The organism is Pelagicoccus albus (assembly GCF_014230145.1).
Taxonomy (GTDB): Bacteria; Verrucomicrobiota; Verrucomicrobiia; order Opitutales; family Opitutaceae; genus Pelagicoccus; species Pelagicoccus albus.
This window is the reverse complement of sequence record NZ_JACHVC010000008.1, coordinates 1-17630: the sequence shown is the minus strand read 5'-3', so window position 1 is coordinate 17630 and position 17630 is coordinate 1. Positions and strand designations below refer to the sequence as shown.

Annotated in this window: 6 protein-coding genes and 2 pseudogenes; 4 read left to right on the top strand and 4 right to left on the bottom strand. The window is 51.4% G+C overall.

Annotated features, from left to right (window positions below; genetic code table 11):
• The first annotated feature begins 4 nt into the window (after positions 1-4).
• The 4 genes from H5P27_RS08645 (at position 5) to H5P27_RS08630 (ending at position 8280) form a co-directional block, all read left to right on the top strand.
• Complete coding sequence (locus H5P27_RS08645; RefSeq protein ID WP_185660005.1) at positions 5-2647, top strand: alpha-L-rhamnosidase; 2643 nt, start codon at positions 5-7, stop codon at positions 2645-2647.
• Between the two features lie 339 nt (positions 2648-2986).
• On the top strand, positions 2987-3565 hold the full coding sequence (locus H5P27_RS08640) for an RNA polymerase sigma factor (RefSeq protein WP_185660004.1): 579 nt from the start codon (positions 2987-2989) through the stop codon (positions 3563-3565).
• Positions 3562-4584: a FecR family protein gene (locus H5P27_RS08635; protein ID WP_185660003.1), complete on the top strand. Its 1023-nt coding sequence runs from the start codon at positions 3562-3564 to the stop codon at positions 4582-4584. The genes H5P27_RS08640 and H5P27_RS08635 overlap by 4 nt, the downstream gene beginning before the upstream one ends.
• A gap of 102 nt (positions 4585-4686) precedes the next feature.
• Positions 4687-8280 (top strand): hypothetical protein, encoded by a 3594-nt coding sequence (locus H5P27_RS08630; protein WP_185660002.1) that lies wholly within the window; start codon positions 4687-4689, stop codon positions 8278-8280.
• Positions 8281-8660: 380 nt separating this feature from the next.
• Here the strand turns inward: H5P27_RS08630 and H5P27_RS08625 are convergent, their stop codons facing one another.
• From H5P27_RS08625 to H5P27_RS08615, 4 genes and pseudogenes are all read right to left on the bottom strand, one after another.
• The gene (locus H5P27_RS08625) at positions 8661-11387 is read right to left on the bottom strand and encodes an exo-rhamnogalacturonan lyase family protein (protein ID WP_185660001.1); all 2727 of its coding nucleotides are present in this window, start codon (positions 11385-11387) and stop codon (positions 8661-8663) included.
• A gap of 7 nt (positions 11388-11394) precedes the next feature.
• Positions 11395-12912: pseudogene (locus H5P27_RS20215) on the bottom strand (sialate O-acetylesterase); the annotation flags it as partial.
• A 387-nt stretch (positions 12913-13299) separates the two neighbouring features.
• Positions 13300-15939 (bottom strand): annotated as a pseudogene (locus H5P27_RS20210) (glycoside hydrolase family 2 protein); the annotation flags it as partial.
• A gap of 98 nt (positions 15940-16037) precedes the next feature.
• A partial coding sequence (locus H5P27_RS08615) for a glycoside hydrolase family 3 C-terminal domain-containing protein (RefSeq protein WP_185659999.1) occupies positions 16038-17630 on the bottom strand: 1593 nt, incomplete at its 5' end.

Here is a 17630-nt window from a genome sequence, read left to right as displayed (position 1 = left end):
ATAGATGAAGAAGCTCGCCTTCGGTTCACTTTACCTCTGCCTCTCCCTTTCCTCCTATTCGCAACAAGCCCACTCGCTTACGGTGGGCCCCTTCCTTTCGGACCCGATAGGTTTTCACGATCAATCGCCTGATTTGTCATGGAAACTTCCAGAAGAGTTCACAGCTCAGTCCGCCTACAAGATCGAAGCACGTACAGACGGCACAGACCTCAATACAGGGTGGATAGAGAGCAACCAATCCCTCTTCATCCCCTTTCCATTCGCCCCCCTCGAATCCCGCCAATCATTTAATTGGCGAGTGAAGGTCAAAGACCAAGATGGTACCGAATCCGAATGGAGCGAAGAAGCGTCTTTGGAAATCGGGCTCCTTTCCAAAAAGGATTGGCACGCCCATTGGATACATCCTCACCAAGAGATCGACCTCCATTCAGAACCGGTCGCCTACCTCCGCCGAGCCTTCAAGCTTAATAAAGCTATCCGTGAAGCGAGACTATACGCAACCGCACGCGGCGTCTTTAAACTAAAATTAAACAACAAACGCGTGGGACAGGACCACTTCGCCAATGGCTGGACTCCTTACGACCAGAGAATCGATACGCTGACCTACGACGTTACTGACTTGCTCCAGCAAGGAGAAAACCTGATCCAAGCTGCTCTAGGAACTGGCTGGTACGCGGGACGCCTCCCGTTTGAAACGCAAGTTCGCGGACCCTACGGAGTCGTCCCCGAACTCCTTTTGCAGCTGGAAATCGAATACAGTGACGATTCGACCACCACCATCATCAGCGACGGTGACTGGCAAGGCACCTACCAGGGCCCCATCAAATCGTCTAGTTTCTACGACGGAGAAATCTACGATGCTGAGCGAGCAACTGGCGACTGGGAGAACGTTCAGAGCGTTAGCAACCTGGGAGCCGCGATGCTAAAACCAAAGCCCTTCGAACCCATCCGGAAGGAAAGCCTTCGTAGTCCTATTTCCATTACGGAACTAGATCCGGGAAAATTCAGCTTCGATCTTGGACAAAACATGGTTGGCTGGGCACGGATAAAAGTACCCGCGGAAAAAGGAAAGACCATCACACTTCGATTTGCTGAGCTTTTACAAAAAGACGGAAACCTCTACACGGAAAACTATCGCACCGCGAAATCGACCGACTCAATCACTCCCGCCTCAGACGGGATAATGGAGTGGGAGCCCAGCTTTACCTTCCACGGATTTCGCTACGTCGAGATAAGTGGGCTCCCCAATGGAAGCGCACCACAAAGCGATTGGGTGACTGGAGTAGTACTCCAGTCGTCTATGGACCTCAAGGGAGATTTCGAATCATCAAACCCGAAGCTCAACCAGCTGCAGAGCAATATCCTCTGGGGATGGAAGGGCAACTCGCTCGACATCCCCACCGACTGTCCCCAACGCGACGAGCGAGCCGGTTGGACAGGCGACGCCCAAGTATTCGCCCCGACCTCACTATTTCTAACTCACTCTCTCGCCTTCTGGAAAAGCTGGCTCGAGTCGATGAGACTGGAGCAAGATAGTACCGGAGTGATCCCCGACATCATTCCCACAGCTCGGAAAAAGTGGCGCAATCGAGCGCCAGGATGGATGGACGCCGCAACCATCATTCCTTGGGAATCCTACCTAAGAACGGGTGACTTAAGCGTATTGAAAGACAACTACAAAATGATGAAGCGTCTCGTATCCTGGTATCAAAACCAAGCGTCCGCAGATGGTATGTTAACCGATCTAAGAAAGGGATATGGCGATTGGCTCCAACCATTTCAAATCACGCCGCCGGATCCGAAAGACAGAGAAAGCGACAGAAAAGGCGACACTGACCTTAATTACCTTGGGAATGCGTTCTACACCCGAAGCTCCCAAATCCTAGCAAATACCGCGAACATACTAGGACTCGAGGATGAGGCATTACAGCTTAGCATTGAGGCTGACTCGCTAAAAAGGTCCTTCCAAGAACTTTACTTCGCTAGCGACGGGTCTCTAAAGCTCCCGGTCGAAACCCAGACGGCCTACGCCCTAGCCATATCCTTCGACTTATTGCCCGAAGATCTTCAGAAAAAAGCCGGCAACCACCTCGCCCGCCTCGTCCTTGAAGCCGACGGCCACTTGCGTACCGGTTTTTTGGGCACGCCACACCTCATCCCCGCCCTAGACAAAATCGGCCACAGCGAACTCGCCTACTCTATCCTCATCAAAGAGACCTATCCATCTTGGTTCTATTCCATCAACCAAGGAGCCACCACCATGTGGGAGCGATGGAATAGCTACAGCCATGAAGACGGATTCGGCGACGCTGGCATGAATTCATTTAACCACTACGCCTACGGAGCCATCGGCCAATGGATGTACGAACGCCTCGCCGGCCTGTCTCCCGATCCCGAGCACCCCGGCTACAAGCATTTCTTCATTCGACCCCTCACAAGCGTGCCCCTCGACTCCGCTGCGGCCGAACTCGAAACTCCCTACGGCAAAGCCAGCAGCTCTTGGCAAAAGCGAGCCGACGGCAGCATCATCCTTGAAGTCACCGTACCACCTAACTCAGCTGCAACTATAATAGAACCCAACGACAACAAAATTGAGTTACAAGCAGGATATCACACCCTAAGGCTTCTCCCCACCCCCAAAAGCTAGCGAAACAAGGCAAAGCCGCTAGCCACGAGTTGGACTTATCTCCGCCAAGAGTGATGTGGCACTCAGGCTTGGGCACGACGAAATCTCGATGGGCTGCACAACTCTTCTTGGAGGAAGCAATCATTTTCCGGTGCTTTTTCACGTAGCACTAAGTGCCATTTTGCGTCAGCGATTAATTTCAGTTGAAGTGAATCTGCAGCTCGTTTCCAGTGAACTTAGAGGTAACCTACCCCTTCTGAAATTGTTATCTGCAGCACTTGAGTAGAATCGCCGAGCCAACCGTCTAGGACATTGGTAAGGACCACTCGTCAGCCTCCACAAACAACGGAGCTAGATCCTATGTCCAAATCCCCCTTGCATATCACTCAAGCCAAACCTCTAGAATCCGAGTGGTTTCTCCAAAACGCATATCCGCACAAAGACCAGCTAAGATGCTGGATACGTAAACGATACCCATCCATTCCAAGTCCAGAGGAAATAGTTCAAGAGACCTTCGTCCGAATCATAAAGGTAAACCGCGTCCGCCCTGTCGAGGAACCCAAACCGTACCTCTTTTCAATCGCTAGAAACTTGTGCGTCGACGCCCTCAGAAGGGACAATATTGTAAGCTTTCGTCCACTTACTCCAGTCGATGAAGAGCAAATGCCAGTATCCAGCCCATCAACACAAGAGATTCTGATCGAAAAGGAACACTTCCAAATTCTTACCGACGCAATTCGCTCCCTGCCGAAAAAGTGCCGACAGGTCGTCACCCTGCGAAAAGTTTACGGACTTTCCGCCAAACAGATTGCACAGAAACTTGGCCTATCGAGTCGCACAGTAGAGAACCAATTGCTGATCGGAGTTAAGAAATGCCGCGAGTATTATCAGAAGCTGGAAAACGAGCTCCACGCGGAAACAAGGGATCCGAAACAATGAAGAATTCTTTCGACAAAAAGACAGTCGATGAAGCGAGTCGTTGGGTACTAGCCCACGAGAACGGACTGGAAGCGGAACAGAAAAAAGCTTTCGACGAATGGATAGCAAAAGATCCTACCCACGAAGCATGCTTCATAGAATGCCAGTCGAGCTGGACCGGCCTAGACTTCATGCAATTCTGGACACCTCAAGCCAGCGAGGATCCAGACCCCAACCTCTTCATCGGAAATGAAAGACGAATCTTTTGGAGATGGCTACCATACACCGCGCTCGCAGCCTGCCTAGCGCTACTGTTTGGCTACCTCTACACACCTAGCTCGGACTCTACTTCGAGCTATGACGTTGAATACCATAACAGTGACTTTGCAGGCGGAAAACGACATTTCCTTCCTGACGGTTCTTCATTCTACCTGAAAGATAACAGCCGGATCGAAGTAGATTTCGGTTCAGATTCGAGGAACCTGTTCCTTGCGCAAGGCGAAGCTATTTTCGAAGTTGCCCACGATAAAGCCCGCCCATTCAAAGTCACGACAACCAAGGCCCAAGTCATCGCCCTGGGTACGATTTTCTCAGTCAATACCGATAGCGAGCTATGTGAAGTGTACGTCGCCGAAGGCCGTGTCAGGCTCGATTCAAACACGAGCCAAGAAAGTGGTGAGAATAAAAAGAGGAACTTAATTCCAGAACTTAAAGCCGGGCACAAAGCGACAGTAGACGTTTCTTCACCAATCAGCGCCATAGAACCGATTCCCTTCACTGACGCAGAATACTCTCAAAAAACTACCTGGAAAGACGAGATCATCGACCTCGTCTCCGCTCCACTTTCCGAAATAATCCGCCAATTCAACCTACGGAATGATCAAAAAATACGTATATCCGACAATTCATTACAAGATATGCGTATGTCAGTCACCGTAAGCCCAGAAAACCAGCAAGAGTTCCTAAACTTACTAGAACTGACAGCAAACGTGAGTATCGAAAGCGACATAAATGGACTGATAATCATCTCTAGAAAGTGAGCAATTTTTGAGTTAATTTTGAGTATTTCCCCACCACCGTTCGTGTAAGAGTGCGACCCATTGCACTCATGACGTTACCACCAAATTCCTTATACCCCTCTGATGCTATGGCATTCGCAACTACGCAGTGTAGCGATCACTGTGATCGTTACGCTTTGCTGCGTCCTAGCTCCGCGAATACAACTCGCTAACGCTAGCGAGAAGCAAGATTGGCGACTCCCGTCGGGAGACGCGATAAAGACCCTTCGGATGCTTGCAGCCCAAGGGGACGCTCAAATCATGTATTCAGACGAGGCGGTACAAGGAACAAAAACCAACGCAATCGAAGGTAGATTCACTACCCTAGAAGCGCTGGAGGCCATGTTAGAGAACACTGGACTGGAAACCATACAGACCCACCGGAACCGCATCTTCGCGATCCGGGCGGTCAACCCGGATAACAGTCTAGGCAATGGAGTCGCAACCAAACCTGAAAATAGTCCTAACATGAATACTCAATCCCCCAATAAGAACAAGAAATCCCGGATGTTCGTCTCCATTATGATGGGCATCCTTGGGGTTTCCCAAAACGCCGCCGCCCAAACGGCACCGTCCACCGATGAGGATCAAGTCTTCGAACTTTCCCCCTTCGAAGTACAAGCCTCTGAAAACGATGTCGGCTACCATTCGGAAAACACACTCGCTGGTAGTCGCTTAAACAGCAAAGTCTCAGACCTAGCTGCCTCGATCTCAATCGTAGGAGCACAACAGCTCGAAGATACCGCATCCGTAGACATCAACGATGTATTCCTCTACGAGGCCAACACCGAAGGAACAGGAAACTACACCGACTATTCACTGGACAAGAATGGCGGCGTGCAAGACACGGCAGCAAATTCCCCTCAGACCGCCAACCGCGTACGAGGCATCGGCCCAGCGGAAACCGCGAGGAACTACTTTCCAAGCATCTCCAGAATCCCATTCGATGCCTACAACACCGCTACCTTCGAAATCAACCGAGGCCCTAACTCCATCCTTTTCGGCCTAGGAAACGCGGCTGGCATAATGAACCAATCGCTTGCATACGCAAACATTGGAGGGAATTCAAACCAAGCTCAAATCAGAGTCGGAAATCACGGAGCCATCCGAGCTAGCTTCAACGCAAATCGTAATCTGGTCGACAACAAGCTCGCTGTATTCATAGCAGGCGTACACGACGAGAAGGGTTTCGAACGCAAACCTTCCTACGACCGTACTGATCGATACTATTTAAACCTCAGTTATCGCCCTTTAGAAAAGACTAACATCAAAGCCTTCTACGAACGCTACGAAAACGAAAACCGAAGGCCCAATAACGTAACCCCAAGAGATTTGGTAACACCATGGCTAGAGGCAGGATCTCCAGCTTGGAATCCTGTAGAAAGAACAGTTACGGTCGACGGTACAACTTCTGGTCCATACGACACAAACGAGGGTCTCCCCTCCGTTCTTTGGGACGAATATGCAAACGGTCCCATCTATCTCTACAACCAAGGAAACCTTGAAGCCTTCACCATGCGTAGGCTTACGACGGATCCGAGCCGCGTTGACGGAGGATCAACCCCGTACCGGACGCTAGTAAGCGGTTTCGACCAAGAGGGGCCACTCTGGGTCGCGCCAGGGATAACCGACAATTCCATCTACGATTGGGAATCGATCAATGTCATATCAGGAAACGTCGGCGAAGATGCTGCAGACACCTATGGCATAGAGTTTGACCAAACAATCCTCCCAAATCTGTACTTTAATGCCGGATACTACTTCGAAGATTTCACCTCCGACAACTCAAAGTACATATCCCAGCAAACCGGGGCCACTATACAAGTGGATCCGAACACCCATCGTCTTGATGGATCAATCAACCCCTACTTTGGACGGACATTCATCGAAATACGTGAACCGGACGACATGGACCAGTGGGAAACAAACGAGAACCTCAGAGCGACCCTTGCCTACGAGCTCGATTTCACCCATCGAGACGACAAGTTGAAGTGGCTGGGCCACCACCGCCTCCTCGGACTCGCATCCAGTCGAAAGGTGGAAGATGGCTACTACCGCTGGCGCAGCATGGTCACCTCAGACAACGAGTGGGTCAACGACTCCAACCTATCCCAAGGCACGGGAGGAGCAATCTACCGTCGTTTCTACCTTAGCGATAGCGGATCCACCATCCAGTACGACCCAGGTGTAGTCCGCAATGGGAGTCTCTCATACCCTCTTTACCGCGGAGTCGCGGCCAGCGGAGCGACAGACGAAAGCCCGTACACCGATTGGACTTGGAGTAACGAACCGGTGGATACGACACGAGAGCTTCATTTCGTTTCCTCTATCGGACAACGTGAGATAGATTCGGAAGCCATTGTCATGCAAAACTATCTCCTAGAGGATAAGATAATAACAACCCTTGGATGGCGTAAGGACACGAACAGAGGTCGGTCAACCTCTGGCTTAAGCGTCGATCCCGCCACAGGCAGAGCAAACCCAAGCGACCTCGGTACCTCATGGGGAGATTGGCAAGAAGTATCGGGTAACACCAGCTCCGTAGGGATAGTCGCCAAACCCCTCGATTGGATGTTTCTCCACTATAACAAGTCAGACAATTTCCAGCCAGCCGGTGTCGCATACGATATCAACGACGGAAGCTTTCTTCCACTGCCAACCGGTGAAGGCAAAGACTACGGAGTATCTTTCGAATCTCCAGATGGCAAACTCTACGCCCGCCTGAATTGGTTTGAGACGACCCAGCGCGACTCACGCGCAGGTCCGACTGGCACATTCATCTGGCGCATGGGTTACTACGACAACGACGCCTTCTACGATTGGGCCGTGTTGGCAGCTCGCTACGAAGGCCTAACCGGAGCCGCAGCAGACGCCCGCGTTAAAGAAATAACTCAGCTACCAGACAACTTTAACGACTACCGCTCCAATGTAGTGGGAACTTCAGACGTCAAAGCCAAAGGGATGGAGCTAAACCTAGCCTACAACCCCCGCAACAACTGGAATATCAAGTTCAACGTCGCCCAGCAGGAAACCGTCTATGACAACATAGCAGAACAATACGATCGCTGGAAGGCCGTCCGCCTGCCTATCTGGATGGCTGCACACTCAGACGCCATGCCAGAAGGCTACCAAGACTTCTGGACTTACGACAACCTCACCGCGCCAGACCAGATCCGCCGTATCGCAGGAATTGGCGGAGCATCTACCCGTACTCCAGAACTGTGGTTTAATATCAACGTAGATGCGAATATGGCACTGCAAAAGAAACTAGAAGGTAAAGTGTCGCCATCGCAACGCGAATGGCGCTGGAACGTGATAACCAACTACGCCTTCGAAGATGGTCCACTTAAGAACTTCGGTATCGGTGGCAGCCTCCGCTGGGAAGATGAAGCGGCAATCGGATACCTCGGAGGTGAGCCAGACAGCGATGGGATAGTACGTCAGCTAGATGCTGACAGCCCGGTGTATGACGACTCCCAATACCATGTGGATTTTTGGGCATCCTATCGCATGAAAGCATTCAGCGATAAAGTGGACGTCAAATTCCAGTTCAATGTTCGAGACCTATTCGAAGATGGCGGCCTCCAAGCAGTTGGCGTCAACCCAGACGGGTCTGCCAGCGCTTATCGAATAGTAGACTCAAGAGAATTCTTCTTCACCACCACTTTCGAGTTCTAAGAATTCGCCGAATAGATTAACTCAAAAACAGCCTCCATCGAAAGATGGAGGCTCAGTTTTTTAAAACGGGTAGCGCAGTCCAAAGATCTCGACAGAGCGATCCCCAAGATCAGCCTACAAACGAGTGGTTTCTAACCGCATGGCATGAAGCGGCACTCCAAATTACATCACGGTTAGGCGATAGAATCCGCTTCAAGGATATAGTGGAGCGGGAAAACGAGAGCGGAAATTAATCTTCGAGCACTTATGGAAGCCAATCAAACGGCTCGCTGGCTTCAGCCCGTTCAACCTACATACTTAGAGCAAAAAAAGAGGCCCCGCTTGATGCGGGGCCCGTATTTTGCTGAGGAAGAGCTCAGCTTGCTTCCAACCTTTGAGAACTACTTTACATCGTCCCAATTTTCCGGCGTCCATTCACGCAGAAAAGCGAGACACTCCAGAGCCGCAATTTCCCATTGCGAGCCATTTGTTCCTAATACGTATTCATCGATTGGATTCAAGACCTCAGGACCTTTCAGGCTTAGAGCGTCAGGCACTGCTTGAGATTCCTCATCATAACGTTTCAAGAGCTCTTTCCATGCCCTTTTCGCGAGACTCGGATCCTTAAGGTGCAAAGCGGCATAAGCCGTATGTCGACTATGGGAATCACGCAAGTTCGCATTGCGGAACGAAATACCGAGAACTTCCTTCTGCTCTTCTGCAGTACCATTATAGAGTCGGCCATATTCCGCCCATCTATCGGCGTATTCTGGAACCTTTTCTCCATAAGTTCGGATTAGCTCCAGACTGATCTCGGGGAGCCCAAAGCAAGAGCGCAGATGACTCTGCACAGGCTTACCACCCTCGAGCGGAGAGATCTCTCCAGTATCAATATTGAGAACACTGGTACCAAAAAATCCGTATGGATGCTCCGAAAGACCCTTCATAACCTTCAAGATTCGATCATGCCATACTGGATCATTCGTGCGTTCAGCTTCAGTTATCCATGAAGCCATGAAGTTTCCGATTCCCAAGCCGCTGATGACGACTTCGCCACCGGGCTCCGGAGCTTCGATTGGTGGTAGCGGCTGCAACTCCGTCTTCCCTCCGACCTTCCGGCCCACGTTAATTTTCTTCTCCGCTTCGATTCCAAAGAGAGAATCTCTAAGGAGATCTCCCGTACGCTCGTCCGCCGTCAGATAATAGTAGTGCCGGAAATAGCTAGCGGTACTAATCCGTGTCTGCTTGGAACTATCTCCCCAATGCTGGACTCCATGACGCGTGCCTAGCCCCCTAAATCTCCCTAGGTGATAAGTATCCACGTCGCAATTATGACGACACATGGCTTCGGCAAATCGGAAGACATCCGCTCTTCCAGTACGAAAATAGCTCAGCCAAAGCCAAATAGGAGGAGACAGTTCAGCATTATCCCAACCGAAGCCACCTACGTCATAACGCCAGACATGGCGGTCGGTATCGTAGGTGTGCATAACATCTCCGTAATGCCAGAACCCATACCAATCTCGCTTGTCAACTTCAGCCACATAAGCATCGAGCTTGAACTCCAAACGATCTTCCAACCATTGCGTGATTTTGGTGTCTCGCTTTGGCAAACTCCACTGAGCGCCAAAAACACCGCTCGCCAAAATGTGTTCCGGACCTACGGTCAATTGCGCTGGAAGACGCACCTGGTCGGCAAAGCTAACTAAAGACTCTCGACTTGGAGTGACGTCCTCCGCTTTCAGATAAAATTCTGAAGTTCGAGCGATCCCGTAAGGAGTCGCGTATCCATCCTCGTAATCCTCATAGGTGATGTTCAATCCATCGATTTGCTTTGGGTAGGTATCCATCCCCATTCCGTCGTGGAAAAATCGAAAGTCCATCGGCTGAGCTACTGGCGACCATATCCAAAGTGTCACCTCAGCCGTATCGCTCTCAGCATTTCGCACATCCATCTGGCTTGGATGGCTCTGCCAAAAGTCCCGCATACCGAAGGAAACCCCGCCTTGTAAAGCTCCGCCAACGTAACCAACGCCGCCGGAACGATGTCCGGTCGCGGAATCAATCCAAGCGTGCCCTTCCTGTGTTCTTTTCTGGATACGGAATCCTTCCGAGGACAGTTGGCTCAGGGAATAGTCGCCCCAAGCTGGTACGTACGGCAAGCCGTTCACAACCCGCTGGTCCCAAGTTTCCAATGGTGGAGTCGAGCGACCTGCTATCTGAGCTTCACGTGCAGCATCGCCAGGATCCCGCCTCAGGCCAGTGATCCCCTTGATCGCTTCAGCAAACAGTCCATCACCCTCGCCAACGAAACGAACATGGCGATCATACAGGGGATCGCCCATGGGGACTTCGAATCGTAGCCCCATTCCACTAACAAAGTCGGCGTATTCATCCCCATCATAGATAAAACTATGCATAATACGCATCGTATCGGATCCAGCATAGACATAGAACCGGACAACAAAAGGCAGCCATTCTCGAGCGTCATTTGCATGGCTGCCTTCGACTTTGATGACAGCTCGAATCGGTCCAGACTGTTCGACAACAACTGCCTCAATTTTGGAAGCGTAGCTAGTTTCCGCCCACGTCCCGCGCATCTCCGCAGAATCACGGCTAAGGGCGATCAAACGCCCATTATGGGCAACCACTTTTCCTGAACGTTCAATGCTACGAATCAGAGACTCGCCGGTTCGATTAAAAGTGAACTTGGCTAATTCGGTTTCGACGGAAACCGTTTCACTATCTTCGCGCACCAAGACTACCTTTTCAGGAGCGTGGGCCTTCCCCGATACAACCTTGTAAGACTGAGCCACGTTATCACTTGCCGCAATGGCATGGGCGGTCCACTTCAACGAGCCATCTGGCCAATAAGCGAGTGGCCAGGTCTGGCTAGATACCGAGTTACCCTTCTCGTCTAAGACTCCCAAAGCACTGGCGGATGAAAGCGTTCCAATTGGCCACGGCACTCCCCAAGTACCACCAGAGATGCCTTCCTCGGGCACCCCTTCCAGCCATTCAACCTCTGCCTCCGCAGAGTAAAGATCATCGCTGCGCGTAAGAGTTCCCAAAACGCCAAACGCCAACAATGCCAAGACGTGCTTTTTCTTGATCGTTATTAACTTCATACAAATTCTATTCGGTCTCGGAATTCTGCAGAATTCCAATTTTGCGCATCCAATCCTCAGCGTCTTGAGGCCATACCTTGGCTTGTCGATCGCTGCGAAGCCCGAACCCGTGTCCACCCGTTTGATACAGAATATATTCGTGCGCCGACCCAGCTTTTGTGAGTTCAGCATCATAGAGCTTTGAACCCAAAACAAAGCTCTCATCGTCCTCAGAATGAACAATCAAAGTTGGCGGGACGTCATCCAGCTGAGTAAAGTCTTCCGAAATCGCTCCGTCCCGATTGTCTAAATATGCCGGATACACTAGGATAGTAAAATCCGGGCGAGAACTAAACTCGTCTACCTCATCTATCGCCTCATAGGAATTCCTTCCATGAAGAGCGCTAGCTCGCGCGCTCAAATGACCTCCTGCGGAAAATCCAATTACGCCAATACTCGCTTCATCAAGTCCCAAAGCATCTGCATTTGATCGCAGAAGCCTCACCGCCCGCTGCACATCTTGAAAGGCCCCTTCCCGATTATTTGGAGTGCGATATTTCAAGATCGCAGCATTTAAGCCCAAACTGTTCAACCAGGCGGCAGTTTCTACTCCTTCCTTGTTGTAAGCAAGGTAACTGTACCCACCTCCTGGGCATACGATAAAAGTAGGTGCAGTTGAATCTCCGGAAGAAGCCAAATAGAGCGAAATAGCTGGAACACCTGTATTGGTAATCCGTTGCACCCGATCGCCTCGCCAAGGTAAATCCTCTTCATCGCCTTCGGGCGAAACGCCCGGCATCTGCCCTTCTGGCCAGAGAGGAACGACGCGGTCCGCATCAACCTGACGGACCGAAACATCAGGGTCGTCGGCTTGAGCTTGAAGCTCTTGCATGGCGACCGCGAACCGCTCCCCGAGCTTTCGGGAAGAAGCCGCATCAAAATGCAAATCGTCCCCTTTGTGGCTCAGTCCGACCGATGAGGCGTATCCAACATGCGATACACTTAGGTCGATATTGCGTATCGCTTGATTAACGGCTCCGGAGAATGGTTGCTTCTCAGGTAACAAGAAGCCACCAAGTTGACCGACCACTACCGGCAAATCCGGAGCCTGAAGATCCTCTCGCAAGTCTGCGATCATTTGCCTTAGCCGCGTTTCATAAGTTTCCGCTTCCTTCTGAGAATCAGAATCCGACTCTCCTTGGTGCCAAATCACACCCTTGAGATTGCCATAGGCCATCGCTTCCCGAGCACGCAACAGGGTTTCCTCGTAAAGATCGCCACCTTTTACCCAACGCCTCAAGGGAGATCCACCTACAGCACAAGGCACGACACCTATCGTCGTATCCGCATGGGCTGCCTGCATCGCTTGAGCGAAAGCGATTCCGGGACCTACTCCAGGCTTAATCCTGCCTGTCTGCTTATGTATTGGATCCTTGGCGACAAGCCACTCTCCGTCATATCCATAGGCTAGAACTTGCCCACTTGTGGTCTGGTTGGGCAAGCCTGTCAGGTCCCGCCCCGCCATATTGGATTGCCCCATCAGGAGGTAGAGGTCAAACGCCTGCTCATTGGGCATTGATTCGTAAAACTCGATTTCGATGATCGAAAGCTCCCGATCGCCTACGTTCTCTTCACCCGTAGTCGCATTTCCCTGGTCGACGAGCTCCGTGATGTCTCCGAAAGCATCTCGAGCTTCCCCACCCGCGAGAGGAACGATCTTCAAAGTCCAACCCTTAATGGGCTTTAAATCCAGAGTTATGTAACCGAGGCTTCGTTCGGTCGCTCCGAAAAAGACCTCCGTCTCATCGACCATAATCCTAATAGGATAGCTACGAGCGCGGAAACCACCGACCTTCATAGTAAGCTCAGTCAAGGTTACCTCGCGGCCAAAGGTAAACTCGATGGCGTCGTTTCCTATCCAGGCCGTCGCTTCGTTGTCGTCATGAGCGAAGGCAGAATCAGATTCGGAATCAGAGCTGGATTTCACCACTTCTGCAGGAACCCGAGTCATGGTGATCGAAGCTCCACTTGGAGTTGGGCCGTGAGCGAGACTACCTTTAAGGTTCTCGTCAGGAAAACGATCGCTGTATCCATTAGCGCTTTCGAATGGTAAGGAATCCACAGTGATCGACGCTGACTTCAGCCCCTTAGACTTCGCGGTAAGCTTGATCTCGCCAGCTTCGGTCAAAGTTCGAACAAGCACCCGATTCACACCGCACTCGACCGGCAATTTCTTAGAAAGGATATAATTATCCGGCCCTTGAGCGATGCCACCCTTCCACTCAGCCGGTCCATCGAGAGAAAAATCGACTTCGTTCAAGGCAATCGGGTTTCGACGTCCTTGCTTATCAACTACCTCTACCTCGGCAAGCAACACATCCGCACCGTCCGCCTTCAGCTCAGCGGGACCAATTTGAGACAGACGCAAGGCGTACGGCTTTCCTGCGGTTTCGTGTTTTGCTCGGCAAACAACCGCTCCTTGAGAATCCTTCCCCAGGGCTTCGATCGTTCCGCTTTCCCATGCGACATCCTTAAAGGTAAACAAAAACCTGCTACTTTGTTCTCCCTCTCCGAGCGACTTACCATTTACCATAAGCTCGACCTGGTCGGAGTTGGAAACCACATAAACATCCTTAACGGTTCCCTTTTCGTAATTCCAGTGCCCAATGATGTGAGCCTTCGGAGTGGCGGGATCGACCCAACCATTCCACATGACTTGGTGGGCATAAAAGCCATCCTTCGGGATCCGCATAGGATCGACCTCGCCGCTTCTGCGATAATTCTCCGCGCCTCGATAGTGGGTATTGGTGTCGGAGAAGACGATATTGAGGCCACCGCCATTGACACGATTCCCTGTTCCCGGACGCTCTTTCCAGTAGTCGTACCAACGGACGACGTTTTCAATAGCGTGCGAATCCTGATTCCTGTTGTATGAAGCAGTAGAACTTCCCTTGTACAGAGGTCCGTCTCCATCTTTGTGGTACGGAGGCGAAAGTTCATCCCAATATTTGCGCAGCCCTTCATCTCGCGAGTACTCGGTTTGCCAATACGGAATGCCGGCACTCTTGTTGATATAGAGCATCTCCCCCCCATATTCGGCCTCTTCGGAACCTAACATGTTTCGACTACCGATCGCTCTACCTCCATGCGGATCGAACTGGTCCTTTATGAGACGAAGCTCACGCATATGCTCTTCGCTGATATCGTTGTTTCCACCTTCGTAAACCGCAACGCTCGGGTTATTGCGATTATAGACGATCGCGTCACGCATCAGCTCGAGACGTTGTAACCACTTTCTACCTACCGCATCACGCTCCGAATCTCCAGCAGGCAACATCTGCATCAAGCCAACGCGGTCACAGGATTCCACATCTTGCTTCCACGGCGTGACGTGCATCCAGCGAACCATGTTTGCTCCGCTCTCAACCATCAGACCATTGGAGTAATCGCTAAGCCAAGGGGGAACAGACAAGCCAAGCGCTGGCCACTCATTCGAGCTTCGCTGAGCGTAACCTTTCACATGGATCGGCCGTTCGTTCAAGAGGACCATTCCGTCGCGAAACTCCATTTTCCGGAATCCGGTTTTAGTCCTGACTTCGTCAACTACTTCACCATCGACTTTGAGCCGAGTCACGACATTATAAAGATATCCATAGCCCCAACTCCAAAAGTTCAGCCCATCTACGCGAGACGAGGCCTTAGCTACAACTCGACCACGCTGCGGGGCAACAAATTCTCCCCCTGAAAAGACTGAAACCGACTTGCCATCGCGGTCAAAGATTTCCACCTCGAACTCAAACGCTTGATTGCGCCTTGGTTCGAAAACGACCTCCGACTCGACATTTATAACCGCAGTCCCCTGCTCCAATTTGATGTCGCTCGGGTAAACATAGACACCAGTGTACCCTAGACTCGAATACAGAGGTAATGTCTGATGCAGAATTCCAGTCAGGTGAAGCTTAACGTTCTTAGGAAGTCCGCCATAGTTAGCATTGAAATTCTGATCCGACCACTGAAACCCCTGCCCAGAAACGAACTCCTTGGTATCCCAAGCGTTATCGGTGCGAACTGAGATCACATTTGTCTCCGGATAGGACCGGACGAAACGTGTGATATCGAAACCAAACGCCATGACTCCGTTCTCATGGCCCCCGACTCGGTTTCCGTTGATCCAGACCTCAGCCAACTGGCGCGCTCCTTCAAACTCGATGTATACCTTCCCTTCCTCGGATTGCTCCGGGAGCACGAACTGTTTCCTATACCATGCAATTCCAGTACGATGATTATGGATATCCAATCGGAAGGCATCGTCTTCATTCCAAGCGTGCGGCAGAGTCACTGCCTCGAAGTTGGAATCGTCGAAACCTTCTTCCTGCGCCCCTTCAAAATCTCCAACCCCTAGAAGCCAATTGGAATTGAAATTCAAAACTTGGCGTTGATTCGCAGATACCAAACATGAACAGAATACTGCAAAAAGAAGAACAACCCAGCCCCTCCCTAAAATCGGTCTGGTTTTGCCAATCAACGCTAATTCAACCCCGCACTCGTTCGTACTCGCCCCTTTTCTAACCATCATCTTCAACACTCCTAACCAGCTTCCTAAATGTGAGATGCCAGCGGCTACCCCACCGCTGGCATCAAGTAGTGATTAACACACTAATATAACCCAAATTAGATAGGATCGACCCATTCCTCCTGGATCTCATGCTCCTCGGGCACCTCTCCATTTTCGTCGGTCACAGAAAAATGACTGCGAAGTCGCAGATCGGACGACGAAGCGCCCACCCAAACCGTGAACCCACCTGGCTCGATCAGCCAGCCCTCTCCGGTCTTGTAAAATTCCATGTGCTCCTTCGAGAGGGTAAACTCGACCTTAGCCGTTTCGCCCTTTCGGATATGTACTCGCTTAAAGCCGACGAGACGTTGGTCATAGGTTGTAGCGCTGCTGTAATCGTCTCTCAAATACAGCTGCACAACCTCGTCTCCATCGCGATCGCCAACGTTCTTGACGCTTAGTTCGACGGTGACTTCATCGCCAGCGGTGATCTCATCATCGCTTAAAGACAAACCTTCGTATTTGAACTTCGTGTAGCTCAGGCCATGTCCAAAAGAGAACAGCGATCCGTTGACCTGCCCGTAGTCCACATCTTGAGAACCGGGTTTGCTCGGAAAATTCAACGGCAGCTGCCCCACGGATTGAGCGACAGTGACTGGTAAACGTCCCGCCGGATTGTAGTTGCCAAACAATACGTCAGCCAGGGCCTCTCCCCCATCTTCCCCTGGGAACCACATTTCAACGATAGATGGGAAGTTACGGATAGCGTATTGAGCGCTGAGAGGACGACCATTGGAAAAAACGAGAACGATCGGCTTGCCTGCTGCCTTCAGGGCCTGCAAGAGCTCGTTCTGGTAACCCGGCAAATCAAGGCTGATGCGGCTTTGCGACTCGCGGCATTGAGCATCCGTTTCCCCAACGCAAGCGATGATCACGTCCACATCCTTTGCAGCTGCCACGGCAGCGTCGATGCCGGCTTGTACCTCAGCGGAGGCAGCCTCTTTATAGATATCGCTCAGGGGCCAATTCTCATCCGCCGCTTCTACGCCTTTGACATATACGATCTCCACTTTGCCATCCAACGCGGAGCGAATGCCCTCCAATGGAGTGACGTAGTCGAGACGCTGAGCGCCGTAGCGGCTCCACCACGCCCGCTGATCGTCCGCCATCGGACCAGTAACGAGAATCTTCTGATAGTCACCTTCCAGCGGCAGCAGCTCGCCCTCGTTCTTCAAAAGAATAATCGATTCACGGGAAGCCTGATGGGAAATCGCTAGATTCTCCTCAGAACGCACCACCAAGTCGGTATCGATCGACTTGGTTTCATATGGATCGTCAAACAATCCCAATCGGAACTTCACCCGAAGAATATCGGACACTCGCGAATCGATCGTATCCATAGAGAGGCGACCTTCTTCCACCAGCTCAGCCAATGGCTCCGCATACTCTTCCGGTTGCGTGAAGTGAGTGCGGATGTTCAATCCAGCTTCGACCGAAAGACGTATCGCTTCCTTCGGAGTGGCCGCCACTCTGTGCTTTTCATAGAGGAACTCTACCGCTCCGCTGTCCGAGACCACATAGCCCTCGAAGCCCCATTCATCTCTTAAAATATCCTGTAGGAAGAGCTTGCTCGCTTGGACCGGAATTCCGTCGTAGTCGTTGTACGAGGACATCACTCCCAAGGCGCCACCCTGCGTAATAGCCTTTTT